The sequence below is a fragment of the Cellulophaga sp. HaHaR_3_176 genome (assembly GCF_019021925.1).
Taxonomy (GTDB): Bacteria; Bacteroidota; Bacteroidia; order Flavobacteriales; family Flavobacteriaceae; genus Cellulophaga.
Genome location: NZ_CP058990.1, coordinates 2307200 through 2322026, shown reverse-complemented (window position 1 = coordinate 2322026; position 14827 = coordinate 2307200). Strand labels below are relative to the sequence as shown.

Genomic DNA, 14827 nt, shown 5'->3' with positions numbered 1-14827 from the left:
TACTCCTTTTTTTTAGTTAACTAAAATACCGTACTATTATAATAAATTAGAACACATGAATTTCAAAGTGATTATTTGTATCGGATTGTTTTGCAATCTAGGCCTAAGTCAAGGAAAAAAATCAAGCATTGATCAGAAGGTAGATTCACTACTTTCTATTATGACCCTTCAAGAAAAAATTGGTCAGATGAATCAATATAATGGGTTCTGGAATGTAACGGGCCCCGTACCTAAAGCTGGTGATGCAGCTAATAAATACGAACACCTTAAAACCGGTTTAGTAGGGTCAATGTTAAACGTTACCGGAGTTGAAGAAGTTCGTAAAGTGCAAAAAATAGCAGTAGAAGAAACAAGGTTAGGGATACCGCTAATTATAGGTTTTGATGTTATACACGGCTATAAAACCATTAGCCCTATTCCTTTAGCAGAAGCTGCAAGTTGGGATCTTGATGCTATAAAAAAATCATCGGAAGTTGCCGCAGCAGAAGCAGCAGCCAGTGGTATTAATTGGACTTTTGCTCCTATGGTAGATATTTCTCGTGATGCACGTTGGGGTAGAGTGATGGAAGGAGCAGGCGAAGACCCGTATCTCGGGAGTAAGATTGCCTATGCTAGAGTAAAGGGATTTCAAGGAGATGATTTGAGTGCGCCCAATACAATAGCAGCAACAGCAAAGCACTTTGCAGGCTATGGCTTTTCAGAATCAGGTAGAGATTATAACACGGTAGATGTGGGTACATCAACCTTATACAATATTATTTTTCCACCATTTCAAGCAGCAATTAAAGCAGATGTGAAAACCTTTATGAATGCTTTTAACGAGTTAAATGGTATTCCTGCTACAGGAAATGCCTTTTTACAGCGTGAAGTATTAAAAAAAGAGTGGGATTACAAAGGTTTTATGGTTTCAGATTGGGGTTCAATTAGCGAGATGATTTCCCATGGCTACGCAAAAGACGGAAAACAAGCGGCGAATTTAGCATTGAATGCAGGTTCTGATATGGACATGGAATCTTATGTGTATGTAAAATACTTAGAAGAATTGGTAGCAGAAGGTAAGGTAGACGTAGCAAAGATTGATGATGCAGTAAAAAGAATATTGCGCGTAAAGTTTGAATTGGGTCTTTTTGATGATCCTTATTTATATTGCAATACATCTCGAGAAAAAGAGGTAATAGGGAGTAAAGAAAACATTGCTACAGTATTAGATATTGCTAAGAAGTCTATTGTTCTTTTAAAAAATGAAGGCCAGCTTCTTCCTTTAAAGAAGAAAGGTTTAAAAATGGCTTTAATTGGTCCGTTAGCGGCCGATAAAAATAGTCCTTTAGGGAGTTGGAGAATTGCAGGAGATGACAATACTGCGGTTTCTGTGTTAGAAGGTTTAAAAAAGTATACAGGGAATACTTTAGACTACCAAAAGGGAGTAAACCTAACTACGGGAGAGAATAAATTTGTCTTAGAAACGAAGATTAATACCACAGATAGGACAGGAATGAAGGAGGCTGTAGCGGCTGCTAAAAATAAAGATGTTGTAATTATGGTATTGGGAGAATACGGCTTTCAAACAGGAGAAGCACGTAGCAGAACATCTTTAGATCTCCCAGGCTTACAAGAGGAGTTATTGAAAGAAGTATACGCGGTAAATAAAAATATTGTTTTAGTATTAATGAACGGTAGACCGTTGACAATTAACTGGGCACAAGAACATATCCCAACAATTGTAGAAGCTTGGCATTTAGGTGCTCAAAGTGGTAATGCTATAGCTGAGGTACTGTATGGTGCATACAACCCAAGTGGTAAACTACCGATGACATTTCCTAAAAATGTAGGTCAAATTCCTATTTATTACAATTATAAAAATACAGGGCGACCAACAAGTCCCGGAGAAGATGTTGTTTTCTGGTCACATTATAGTGATGTTAGTAATGCACCATTATACCCGTTTGGTCATGGTTTGAGTTATACTACATTTGAATATAGTAACTTGAGCTTAAGTACACCGACTATGAAAGAAGAAGAGTCAATTACCGTCTCTTTTACCTTAAAAAATACAGGAAAATACGAAGGTAAAGAAGTGGCGCAGTTGTATATACGAGATCTTTTTGCTAGCGTTACTAGACCTGTAAAAGAGTTAAAAGATTTTAAAATGGTTTCTCTGAAACCCAATGAATCAAAAACGGTGACTTTCAAAATTGATAAAGAGAAACTTCAATTTTATACGGCGAATAACCGATGGGAAACAGAGGCAGGAGATTTTAACGTATTTATAGGAGGTAGTTCTGAGACACAATTAACATCAGATTTTTCGGTAGTAGAATAATATATCTTTATGAATAATTACATCCGTATAGCTATTTTATGCCTTTCTCTCTTTGTGCAAAGTTGTGCGAATAAAAGAGCATTGGTATGGGAAGAAAATTTTGATGGGACTACTTTAGATGAGAAAGCTTGGAATTATGAGTTAGGAGATGGCTGTCCAGAATTATGTGGTTGGGGTAATAATGAAAAGCAAATCTATACAAAAACTAACCACACGCTTAAAGATGGTTTTTTACATATTAATATTAAAAAGGAAGATGAAAAATATACTTCTACACGGATAACAACAAAAGGAAAAAAAGAATTTAAATATAGAAGAGTAGAAACAAGGGCAAAGCTGCCTTTGGCTAAAGGTTTGTGGCCAGCATTTTGGATGTTAGGTTCAAATATTACAGAAGTAGGTTGGCCTTTGTGTGGAGAGATAGATATACTTGAATACATTGGTAGAAAACCAAATACCATATTTACAACACTACATTTTGACGAAAAGTTTGGGGATAATGGATATTCCAAAACCACAGAAATCGAAGGGATAGAAGTCGGTTTTCATACGTACGCCGTAGAATGGTCTCCTGATAAAATTGAATTTTTTGTAGATGATGCTAAGATGTTTGAATACAAGCCTGATCACAAAACACCACAAAATTGGCCATTTAATCAACCTTTTTATGTGATTTTAAATACAGCAGTAGGGGGTAACTTAGGAGGAAATGATATTGATGATGACCTATTTCCTCAAGATTTTGTGATTGACTATATCAAGGTCTATAAAAACTAATCAGAACTTAAAGGCACTACCCTTTTCTCTAGGTTACTTTGGAGTGCTGCTTCAATGACACGGATTACTTGCATACCTTCTTCTGCACTTACAGGAACAGGTTTGTCTGTTCTTATAGCGTTATAGATGGCATCGTAATACAACATATAATCACCTTTCAAAGAGGTGATTTTTTCTTTTACTACTACCCCGTTTTTTTCGGTATGTAAAATTCCTTTATCGGCTTCGGGTTCTATTCCCCAATACATAGAATTTGGTATTTTTCCTGCTTGTAAATCTTGCTCTTGAACATCTGCTTTTGTTTTTATAAAAGAACCTTTTGTGCCATGTAAGATGTTTTCAGGTAAAGGCTCACGAACATAATAACTAGATTTAAGAATGACTCTGTGTGCTGGATAAAAGAGCTTTAAATCAAAATAATCACCAACTTGTGAGTTTGGTCTAAACGCAGCAATATCAGCAAACACCGCATCAGGAGTGCCAAACAATTGTAGTGCTTGGTCTATCAGATGTGACCCTAAATCATATAAGCTACCAACGGCTCCGGTAGGTACCTCCTTGTGCACTTTTTCACTTAATTCGGGCTTATATCTGTCGTAATGAAATTCTGCTTCCACGATAGTACCAAGTACACCACTATTTAAGACTTCTTTTAAACTTAGAAAATCACTGTCATATCGTCTATTGTGATAAACAGCAATCGTAACATTTTTTTGTTTTGCTAATGCTATTAATTCTTCAGCTTCAGCAACAGTGGCTGTAAAAGGTTTTTCAATAATTAGGTTTTTGCCAGCGAGAATAGTTTTTTTAGCAAATTCATAATGGGTAATATTAGGCGTATTTACAATTATCAATTCTATAGCATCATCCGCAAGTAAATCTTCAAGAGATCTAAACGTTTTTATAAGAGGGTATTTCTCTTGCGCTAAGTTTTTTGTTCTTTCTAAGACACCGTATAAGTTAAACTTTGGGTTTGCTGCTATAAATGGGGCATGAAAAACAAGGCCACTCATTCCAAAAGAACAGAGTGCAGTAGTAATTGGTTTCATTTCAAAAAATTATCAATTACCTAAAAATATATTTTATTACTTTAAAAAGCACTCAATTTTTAAGTAATTTTTCCAAAAATGATGACTGAGATTTAATGTGGTAATTTATTTTTTAAAAGTCCGTAAACAAATGTTCCTAAAAGAGCTGCAAATATGACAATTAACATGCTAGAAAAACCAGCTCCGATTAAAATATACATTGGCCCTGGACATGCACCGGCTAAAGCCCAACCTAAGCCGAAAATAGTTCCGCCTAAAATATAACGAGCAAAACTTTTGTCTTTTTGGGGTAGGTTTATTGGCTCACCTTCTATACTTTTTATTTTATATTTTTTTATAAGACCTAAAAATAGAATGCCTAAAAAAACAGCGGAACCAATAATTCCATACATGTGGAAAGATTGAAATTTAAACATTTCAAAAATTCGATACCATGAAACAGCTTCAGATTTTACTAAAACAATTCCGAATAAGATACCTACGAGTAAAAATTTTAAAAACTTCATAATTAAAAAATTAAAGGAAGAATAAAGTGAGTCATAATTAAACCGCCAATAAAAAAGCCGATAACAGCAATTAAAGATGGTATTTGTAAGTTACTTAAACCAGTAATAGCATGCCCCGATGTACAACCACCGGCATATCTTGTTCCAAAACCAACTAAAAAACCTGCTATTATAATAATGAGCATGCCTTTAATACTAAGTATGTTTTCCCAACTATAAATTTCGGGAGGTAAAAGAGTTTGCCCTGCATTGTTGAAACCTAATTTAGATAAGTCAGAAATAGTTTCACTACTTAAATCAATAGGAGCATTACTTGATAGAAAAAAAGTTGCTATATAACCACCTATAATTGCACCTAAAACAACAACCAAATTCCATCGTTGTGATTTCCAATCGAATTTAAAAAAATCAGAATACTTGTCGGCACCGCCAATAGCACAAAGAGTTCTTAGGTTAGAAGACATTCCAAATGTTTTGCCAAACAATACTAAAATCAATAATATTAAAGCTATTAATGGGCCAGAAACATACCAAGGCCATGGGTCTAAAATAAAATCCATATGTAAATATTTATAAGGCAAATATAGCATACAGATTTCAAGCAGTATGTAATGTATGTTACACAGTGCTTTAATTTATTTTTAATAGTGAAAAAGTAAATTTCTCGAACGTTTTTATGGTGACGATGATTTTTAAATTATGACAAAGAATGTATATTGCAGTATTAATAATGTTACTTATAATCATTATTATAAATAAATGTCACCGTACAGAGAAGTGTAATAAATAATTAAAATTTCTATTATTTCTAAATAAAAATAATGATAATTGATAGCCACCAACATTTTTGGATTTATAATAAAGATAAACACTCTTGGTTGGATGACAGTATGTCTACAATTCGAAAAGATTTTTTGCCAGAAGATCTAAAAGAAGTTTACAAAGAAAATAATATTGAAGGTTGTGTTGCTGTGGAGGCAAATCAAGATGGAAAAGAGACTGATTTTCTTTTAAATTTATCAAAGAAAAACGATTTTATAAAAGGAATTGTTGGTTGGGTAGATTTAAGATCAGAAAATATAGATGAACTTTTATCTGTTTATTCATGCGAAAAAAAACTAAAAGGTTTTAGGCATGTTGTGCAAGCAGAACCGGATCCTAATTTTTTACTTAGACCAAATTTTATCAGAGGAATTTCTAAATTAGATACGTATAATTATACTTACGATATTTTAATTTTCCCTCATCAATTAGCCGCTACGTTAGAGTTTGTGAAAAAATTTCCAAATCAGAAGTTTGTTATAGATCATATAGCTAAGCCTTATATTAAAGATGGTTTTTTTGAAGGTTGGGCTATTTTAATGAAAGAGATAGCAAAATGTGAAAATGTATATTGCAAGTTATCAGGCATGGTTACTGAAGCAGATTATAAAAAATGGACAGTAGACCAGATAGAGCCTTATATGAATTTAGTACTAGATTCATTTGGAGCTGATCGAATATTGTTTGGATCAGATTGGCCAGTATGTTTAGTTGCAGGAAAGTATTCTGAAATAAAAAAATTAACTACCGATTTTATATCTAAATGTAGTTTTGAAGAACAAAAAAATATAATGGGAACTAATGCTATTAATTTTTATAGCTTATAAAAGCTATTAGGTTTTTTATAAAATGTAATTCAGCTTAGTAACAAAAAAGCCTTTAATATATTATTAAAGGCTTTTTTATGCATTCTATTAAAATTTAAGAAAGTAGATAGTATATTAAAATTACAGTTGTACAAATACTAAGTCCAACAGGTAATACATATTTCCAGTTAGTAATGTCAACTTGCATCGTATATTTTTGAATATAGTCGGTTTCTCTTGGTTTAATAGCGCTAATTGTAAACATGATTATAACTGCGAGCGCAAAAATAATGCCCATTAAATGTAAAAAATGAGGAAAGAATATTCCAGACTCTACAAATATAGGTTTGATAATATATAGCGATACTAAATATAAGACAACACTAAAAATGATGGCAGCATTCGCAGCACTGCCAGTTACTCGTTTAGAGAAAATACCGATAATTACAATTGCTAAAATAGGTACACTGTATGAACCATTTAATTCTTGCAAATAAGTAAAAATACCACCTTCAACACCATATAATAATGGAGCAATTGCCATTGAGAATAAACCTAATATTACACCAAATATTTTACCAGCTCTTACAGTTTGTTTTTCTGAAGCATTTTTATTGATATATTCTTTGTAAAGGTCAAGACCAAATAATGTTACAGAGCTATTTAAAGCACTATTGAATGAACTCAGTATAGCCCCGAAAAGTACAGCAGCAAAAAAACCAACGAGAGCAGTAGGGAGTACCTTTTTAACTAGCATTGGGTAAGCTTCATCAGCATTTGTTAAATCACCATTAAAAATATAGAAAGCAATAATACCCGGTAGCACTAAAATAATAGGGCCTAATATTTTAATAAATGCAGCTAATAAAAGTCCTTTTTGCCCTTCTTTTAAATTTTTAGCACCTAATGCTCTTTGAATTATGGCTTGATTTGTTCCCCAGTAATAGAAATTTACGATAATCATACCTGTAAAAAGTGTCCAGAACGGAACAGAAGATTCAGGACCTCCTATAATATCAAATTTTTCAGGAAGTTTAGTAGTTAATCTATCTAAACCTTCCAAAACATTGCCATCACCAATATACATTAATCCAAATACAGGAATTAAAGTACCTCCAATAAGTAATCCAATAGCATTGATTGAATCAGAAACAGCAACAGCTTTCAAGCCACCAAATATGGCGTAAATACCACCTATGATACCCATAGACCAAACTGTAACCCATAAAGCGGCTTCTGGCCCCATACCTAAAGATTCAGGTATGTCAAACATTGTATTTATAGCTAATGCACCAGAGTATAATACTGTAGGTAACATTGAAATTGCATACCCTAATAAAAATAATAGAGAAACAATGGTTTTAGTTGTTTTTCCGTATCTATTTTCAAGAAATTGTGGTACAGTTGTAATACCACTTTTGAGATATTTAGGCAATAAAATTAAAGCTGTAAATACCATAGCTATGGCGGCTAAAACTTCATACGCCATAATTGGTAACCCATCGGCGAATGAAACACCGTTTACACCTACAATTTGTTCTGTAGATAAGTTAGTTAAAAGTAATGATCCAGCAATCACTGGTCCGGTAAGACTTCTGCCTCCTAAGAAGTATCCATCTGATGAGGTTTCATCGGTTTTTCTAGTTGCCAAATATGCAATAATGGCAACCAATAAAGTAAAACCTAGAAAAGAAATAATTTCCATAATCTTGATTTAATTGTTAATTTGATTTACTTATACTCAATAATAATGTGTATTCTTTTTTTGCAACAAAAGGCAACAAGGTTTTTAATTTTTAAAGCTCAAATAAGAATATTTTTTTTTGATGATTTTCTATGAATTATAGAGGTGTTTAAAATTTGAGTCGTAAACTGATTATCACTCTTTTTTTCTAACCTTTTTATTAATGTAGCTGCCGCTAGCCGCCCTAGTTCTGTTTCATTTTGATTAACGATAGTTAGTGGAGGGTTGCTATTTCTTGATAAAATTCCATCAGTAAAAGCAACAAAAGCGATGTCGTCTGGTACTTTCAATCCTTTTGATATAGCTAAATTCATTGCAAATATTCCAGAAAGTTCATTAGAAGAAACTATACCATCAACAACATTTTTTTCTAAGTATTCTTCGAGTTCAATAGAGAATTTAGAGTAATCAGTAAAATTTAATACAACTGGTTTAGTACTGTTGTTAAATTTGTCCTCGATAGCTTTAGAATATCCGTTAGCTCTTTCAGTACCTACATTAGTATCACCTAAAGGAGAAATGTATATTATGTTTTTACACGAGGCATCAATAAGTACTTCAGTTATGTTATATGCAGACTCAAAGTCATTGATAATAACTTTATCGCAAACAACTTCATTAGAGGTTCTATCGAACATAACAATGGGAAGGCCATTTTCGATAACATCATTTAAATGGCTGTAATCATTTTTTTTCTGAGATTCTTTAGATAAAGAAATTAAAAACCCATCAACACTACCAGAAGCAAGTAATTCTATACTTTTTACTTCTTTTTTATGAGATTCATTTGAAATGCAAGTAATTATATTATAACCACTTTTAGTAACTTCTTGTTCTATACCCGATAATACTTTTGCAAAATAATGAGTAAGTATATTTGGTATTATTACGCCAATCGTTTTTGTTTTTTTAGACTTTAAGCCTCTAGCCATTGCATTTGGTTTGTAATTATGCTTTCGAGCAATGGCTTTTATTTTTTTCTTGGTTATTGTGCTGATTTCATTATTATCGGAAAGAGCTTTCGAAATAGTTGAAACAGAAAATTTAGATATGATAGCAAGTTCTTTAAGTGTAATTTTTTTACTCATATCTATACTAATTAATTACTATAATTAAAGGAGGTTAGCTACTATTTTTTATTTGTAATAGATGTTCGAATACTTTAATTTATAATTTTAAAACTCTCAATTTCATAAGCTTAACTTGCTCAAGAGATATTAAATCTACAAAAAAAAGTGCTAATTAAAATTCTATTTTTTATGTTAATTCAAGCTTTAAATAGTTTGTAAGCAAGTCAACTGTATAACAGGTATTACTTTATAGAGTTGTTTCTTTATCTCTTATTTCTGTGTGATGTAAATTTTAAGACTATATGTAAAAAGCCCCGTATTTTTTAGTTACAAGGCTTTTTTTATTCATGTTTTAATATAGATTATAAATCAAATAATCTTGGTAAAAACATTGATATTTCAGGCACATAAAGTACTAATAATAGTACAATAACCATGATGGCTAAAAATGGCAATAAAGGTTTAATGACCTGTGATACTGATATTTTTGCAACACCACTTCCCACAAAAAGGATGGTGCCTACGGGTGGGGTACACAGTCCAATACAAAGGTTCAACACCATTACGATTCCGAAATGAACAGGATCCATTCCTAAGGCTACAACAACAGGTAGAAAAATTGGTGTAAATATTAATACTGCAGGAGTAATATCCATAAATGTCCCGACAATTAATAAGATAATATTGATCACTAAAAAGATGACAAATTTATTGCTGAACTGCTCTAATAAAAAGTTACTCATAAGTTCAGGAACGCTTTCAAAAGAAAACAACCATGACATTGCCATTGAAGTACAAATTAAAAACATTACAACGGCTGTAGTTTTTGCACTAGTTAATAATACACTAGGGAAATCTTTTACGCGAATATCACCATATATTAATGCAAGAATAGCAGCATATAAAACAGCAATTACAGAAGCCTCTGTTGCAGTGAAAACACCAGCAACAATTCCTCCAACAACAATAAAAAGTAAAAGAAGACTAAAAAAAGCTTTTCTAAAATAAGTCCATATTTCTTTTAAAGGTGCTCTTTGTTCTTTTGAAAATTTTCTGCGAATAGCCACAAAAGCAACATAGCCCATTAATGCCAAGCCTAATAAAATTCCAGGTAAATAACCTGCAATAAATAAGGCAGCTACAGAGGCAGTACCTCCACTGGCTAAAGCATATACAATTAAAATATTGCTTGGTGGAATTAATAACCCTGTAGTAGATGATGTAATATTTACAGATGCACTAAATTCTCTAGGGTATCCTTCTTCTTCCATTCTATCTGTCATAATACTACCTATAGCAGAAGTTGCAGCAATTGCAGACCCCGAAATAGCTCCAAAAAGCATAGAAGCTAATACATTTACATAAGCTAAACCACCAGGTAAACTAGCGACTAAAGATTTTGCAAAGTTGATAAGCCTATTGGCAATACCACCTCTTTTCATAATTTCACCTGCTAATACAAAAAATGGAATGGCAAGTAGTGCAAAACTATCAATACCAGTAATCATTCGCTGTGCTATAGTAGTGATACCTGGTAAGCTTTCAATATTTAGTAGCAAACTAATGGTGGTAGAGATACCTATAGAATATGCTACAGGTACTTTAAGCATTAATAAAATAAAAAAACTAACAAATAGAACGATAATACTTATAACTTCAATACTCATAATTATTCGGTTATTTGGTTAGATTTTATTTTGGATATATGGTAAATAGAAAAGCACATCATTAGTAACCCGCTTAAAGGAAAAATACTATAAACATACCCTAATGGTATTCTTAGAGTTCCTGAAAGTTGTTCTAAATCTAATGTAGTATAAACTAGGTTGAACCCTCCGACAACCATAACAATTAAAGCAAATAGAAATACACACACTTCAATAAATAGGAGTACTTTTTTTCTGGTAGTTGGTGAGAATTTTTGATATAAAAAATCCATAGATAAATGCTCTCTTTTAGCACTTAAATAAGCTGCCCCTAATATAGCGAGCCAAATCAATGAAAAACGAGCAAACTCTTCTGTCCAAGAAAAAGATATATTTAAAAGGTATCTAGAGAAAACTTGCCATAAAACGTCTAAAACTAATAACGCAAAAATAAGTATCAAAAGTACTTCCATTACTTTGCAAGTATTTTTAAAGAGTGTATCTAATTTGTTCATTATTAGTTCTTTTTAATTTGTTTAATTAAGCTTTTTAATTCAGGATTTTCCTTTTCGAATTCTTCTAAAACTGATTTAGATTTTTCAGCAAATAAAGATTTTTCAGGAATAATTATCTCTACACCAGCTTCAGAAGCTATTTTCATAGACTCTTCAACAGAATCGTTCCAGTATTTTTTTTCAGCTTCAGCAGATTCTTCTGCGGCTTCTTGTACCCAAATCTTTTCTTCTTCAGATAATGTGTCCCAGTATTTAGTGCTTATTAAAAGTACATCTGGTACTGCAGAATGTTGATCAAGTGTATAATATTTACTTACTTCAAAATGATTAGAAGAAACAAAAGAAGGTGCATTATTTTCTGCACCATCAACAACGCCTTGTTGTATTGCTGTATACAATTCTCCGTAAGCCATTGGTGTAGCAGAACCTCCCATAGCATTAACCATGTTAATTGCCATTTGGTTGTTCATTACACGAATCTTTAACCCTTTTAAATCATCAGGAGTTCTAATTGCTTTATTACTTGTGTAAAAGCTTCGGCTACCTGCATCATAATAGCATAAGCCACGTAAGTAAAATTTACTTCCTTTTTCTAAGATAGATTTACCAATCGGCCCTTCCAAAACATCAAATTGATGCTCTTTATCTCTAAATAAATAAGGTATGCCTAGTACATGGTATTCAGGCACAAAATTAGACATAGTTGCAGCACTAACTTTAGTTATAGCAACACTTCCAATTTGTAATAATTCTAAAACTTCACGTTCAGACCCTAATTGGCCATCAGGGAAAATTTTGATTTTTAAAGTACCACCAGATTTTTTATCTAAAGCTTCTTGAAATTTTAAAATTCCTTTGTGTACAGGATGAGTTTGTGGTAAAGTATGTGCTAAATAAAGCGTTTTACTTCCAGACTCTTCTTTACACGAAGCGATAAACAAGGTAAGAATGATAAAGAGTAGCGTACGATACTTCATAACTTTTAGTTGAATTTAAAATAATTTACCGCATTATTATAACAAATATCTTGGATCATTTTACCTAAGAAGTTGATGTCATCAGGAACTAAACCTTTGCGAACATCTTCAGCAATTAAATCACATAAAATACGTCTGAAATATTCATGCCTTGGAAAAGATAAAAAACTTCTACTATCCGTAAGCATTCCAATAAATTTACTTAATAATCCCATATTAGAAAGTGCATTCATTTGTTTTTCCATACCATCTTTTTGGTCTAAAAACCACCAACCAGATCCCCATTGCATTTTACCGGCACATTCTCCAGTATTATAATTTCCCATCATAGTAGCAAAAACTTCATTTTGCGACGGATTTAAATTATAACTAATAGTTTTAGCTAAGATATTTTCATAATCTAACCTACCGAAAAAGGCAGACATGGATTTTGCATGCGTATTATCTCCCATAGAATCACAACCAGAATCGGCTCCTAATTCTTCCAATAAACGAGTGTTATTATCTCTAAGTGCTCCTAAGTGAAACTGTTGTATCCAATTTTTAGCATGATACATTTTACTTAAATGATATTGTATGCATGATTTGTAACTATTCATTTCATTTTCAGAAAGTTCAGCTCCAGAAAGTCTTTTTTTCAAAATAGTATTAACGTCATCATCTGTAAAGTGAAAGGCATAAATTTGCTCTAATCCAAAGTCAGATAAACGACAACCATTATCATCAAAAAAATCTACTCTGCTTTGTATAGCCTTTAATAAATCATCTAAAGAATTTATAGAGAAAGAAACACAAGTTTCTAATTTCTCTAAATAGCTTTTGAAAGAATCTTTATTGATTAAGAAAAGTTGATCAGGTCTAAAAGTTGGGTATACTTTAGTGAAAAAACCTTGCTTTACAATTTCTTGATGGTATTCTAAACTATCAATAGGGTCATCTGTAGTACAAATAACTTCTACATTCATTTGTTTAAGAAGTTGTGCAGGAGTTTTATCTGCTAAAATTTTATTGGCTTTACTATAAATAGCGAAAGCAGTATTTTCTTGTAAAATTTCATCTACATCAAAATAACGTTTTAACTCTAAATGTGTCCAATGAAATAAAGGGTTTCGTAAGGTATAAGGTACTGTTTCTGCCCATTTGTTGAACTTTTCTTCTTGTGATGCATTACCTGTAATATACTTTTCATCGATACCATTAGCTCTCATAGCGCGCCATTTATAATGGTCACCATTTAGCCAAGCATCAGAAAGATTAGCCATAGGCTTATTTTCTGCAATTTGCTTTGGTGATAAATGATTGTGATAATCAATTATTGGCATGTTTTTAGCAAAATCATGATATAGTTTTACGGCTATATCAGAATTCAATAAAAAATTATCTGTAATAAAGTTTTTTGATGTTATTGAAGCCATTGCTTATAAACTGTTTTTGATACCTAATTCTAATCCTCTTAATTCTGCTAAACCACGTAACCTTCCAATTCCTGAGTATCCAGGGTTTGTTTTTTTCTTTAAATCATCCAACATTTGGTGGCCGTGATCTGGTCGCATAGGTATTATAGCATCTTTTCGACCTTCTTTAGTTCTACGCTTTTGCTCTAAAAGAATTTCTTTTACGACACTATACATGTCTACATCGCCATCTAAATGGTTAGCTTCAAAAAAGTTGCCTTTTGCATCTCTTTTTGTGCTTCTAAGGTGAATAAAATGTACACGATCGGCAAAATGCTTAAAAATCTGGACTAAATTATTGTCTTCTCTTACCCCTAAAGACCCAGTGCAATAGGTTATCCCGTTTGCTATATGTGGTACTTGCTTAAATAAATAAGCATAATCTGCCTCTGTACTAACTACTCTAGGTAAGCCTAAAATAGGAAAAGGAGGGTCATCAGGGTGAATACACATTACTACATTTTCTTGAGCAGCAACAGGAATAATTTCTTTTAAGAAAGCCACTAAGTTTTCTCTCAATTTAGGAGCATCAATAGCATCATAAGTATCTAAAACTTTTTGAAATTGCTCTAAAGTGTAGCCTTCTTCAGCACCAGGTAGCCCTGCAATAATATTATTTATTAATTGTGTTTTGTCAGCATCTGATAATTGATCAATATATGCTTTAGCTTCAACTTTTTGAGTGTCTGAATATGTGTTTTCTGCACCAGGTCTTTTTAATAAAAATAATTCAAATGCAGCAAAAGCAGTTACATCAAAACGTAGTGCTTTAGAACCATCTTCTACTTCGTAATCAAGTGATGTTCTGGTCCAATCTAGAACGGGCATAAAATTATAACATATAATATGGATACCACAAGAAGCTAAATTTTTAATACTCTGCTTGTAATTCTCAATATATGTTTCAAAATTACCAGAACGTGTTTTAATGTTTTCATGAACGGGTATACTTTCTACCACACTCCATGTTAATCCAACGCTCTCAATAATAGCTTTGCGTTCTTTAATTGCAGCAACTTCCCAAACTTCTCCGTTTGAAATTTGATGTAAAGCAGAGACAATACCAGTTGCGCCTGCTTGTTTTATATCTGATAACGATACGGGATCATTTGGTCCGTACCAACGCCATGTTTGTTCCATC

At 32.4% G+C, this 14827-nt stretch carries 13 protein-coding genes; 3 read left to right on the top strand and 10 right to left on the bottom strand.

The genetic code is table 11. From position 1 onward, the window contains the following. The first annotated feature begins 55 nt into the window (after window positions 1-55). Window positions 56-2320 (top strand): beta-glucosidase BglX, encoded by a 2265-nt coding sequence (gene bglX / locus H0I23_RS10200; protein ID WP_216783191.1) that lies wholly within the window; start codon window positions 56-58, stop codon window positions 2318-2320. A gap of 9 nt (window positions 2321-2329) precedes the next feature. Further along, window positions 2330-3097: a family 16 glycosylhydrolase gene (locus H0I23_RS10195; RefSeq protein ID WP_216783189.1), complete on the top strand. Its 768-nt coding sequence runs from the start codon at window positions 2330-2332 to the stop codon at window positions 3095-3097. On the opposite strand, the gene H0I23_RS10190 is transcribed toward H0I23_RS10195, so the two are convergent. From H0I23_RS10190 to H0I23_RS10180, 3 genes are all read right to left on the bottom strand, one after another. Further along, window positions 3094-4146 carry a Gfo/Idh/MocA family oxidoreductase gene (locus H0I23_RS10190; RefSeq protein ID WP_216783188.1) on the bottom strand — a complete coding sequence of 351 codons (1053 nt, stop codon included), beginning with the start codon at window positions 4144-4146 and terminating at the stop codon, window positions 3094-3096. The genes H0I23_RS10195 and H0I23_RS10190 overlap by 4 nt on opposite strands. Before the next feature lie 92 nt (window positions 4147-4238). Further along, window positions 4239-4652: a DUF6691 family protein gene (locus H0I23_RS10185; RefSeq protein WP_216783186.1), complete on the bottom strand. Its 414-nt coding sequence runs from the start codon at window positions 4650-4652 to the stop codon at window positions 4239-4241. Window positions 4653-4654: 2 nt separating this feature from the next. Next, window positions 4655-5212: a YeeE/YedE family protein gene (locus tag H0I23_RS10180; RefSeq protein WP_216783184.1), complete on the bottom strand. Its 558-nt coding sequence runs from the start codon at window positions 5210-5212 to the stop codon at window positions 4655-4657. A 261-nt stretch (window positions 5213-5473) separates the two neighbouring features. Here H0I23_RS10180 and H0I23_RS10175 point away from each other — a divergent pair, with 261 nt between their 5' ends. After that, the gene (locus tag H0I23_RS10175) at window positions 5474-6301 is read left to right on the top strand and encodes an amidohydrolase (RefSeq protein ID WP_216783183.1); all 828 of its coding nucleotides are present in this window, start codon (window positions 5474-5476) and stop codon (window positions 6299-6301) included. Between the two features lie 94 nt (window positions 6302-6395). Here the strand turns inward: H0I23_RS10175 and H0I23_RS10170 are convergent, their stop codons facing one another. The 7 genes from H0I23_RS10170 to uxuA all read right to left on the bottom strand — a co-directional run bounded on the left by H0I23_RS10170 (window position 6396) and on the right by uxuA (window position 14826). Beyond that, the gene (locus H0I23_RS10170; RefSeq protein WP_216783181.1) at window positions 6396-7985 is read right to left on the bottom strand and encodes a solute:sodium symporter family transporter; all 1590 of its coding nucleotides are present in this window, start codon (window positions 7983-7985) and stop codon (window positions 6396-6398) included. A 98-nt stretch (window positions 7986-8083) separates the two neighbouring features. Beyond that, window positions 8084-9112, bottom strand: a complete 1029-nt coding sequence (locus tag H0I23_RS10165) for a LacI family DNA-binding transcriptional regulator (RefSeq protein WP_216783179.1) — start codon at window positions 9110-9112, stop codon at window positions 8084-8086. Window positions 9113-9456: 344 nt separating this feature from the next. Then, on the bottom strand, window positions 9457-10761 hold the full coding sequence (locus tag H0I23_RS10160; RefSeq protein ID WP_216783177.1) for a TRAP transporter large permease: 1305 nt from the start codon (window positions 10759-10761) through the stop codon (window positions 9457-9459). A gap of 2 nt (window positions 10762-10763) precedes the next feature. Further along, entirely contained in the window at window positions 10764-11255 is a 492-nt protein-coding gene (locus tag H0I23_RS10155; protein ID WP_216783176.1) for a TRAP transporter small permease, read from the bottom strand. 2 nt (window positions 11256-11257) lie between these two features. Beyond that, a complete protein-coding gene (locus H0I23_RS10150; protein WP_216783174.1) occupies window positions 11258-12232 on the bottom strand; it encodes a TRAP transporter substrate-binding protein in 975 nt (324 codons plus the stop codon). A gap of 5 nt (window positions 12233-12237) precedes the next feature. Next, window positions 12238-13647, bottom strand: a complete 1410-nt coding sequence (gene uxaC / locus H0I23_RS10145) for a glucuronate isomerase (RefSeq protein WP_216783172.1) — start codon at window positions 13645-13647, stop codon at window positions 12238-12240. A 3-nt stretch (window positions 13648-13650) separates the two neighbouring features. Beyond that, window positions 13651-14826, bottom strand: a complete 1176-nt coding sequence (uxuA, locus tag H0I23_RS10140; protein ID WP_216783170.1) for a mannonate dehydratase — start codon at window positions 14824-14826, stop codon at window positions 13651-13653. Window position 14827 lies beyond the last annotated feature (1 nt).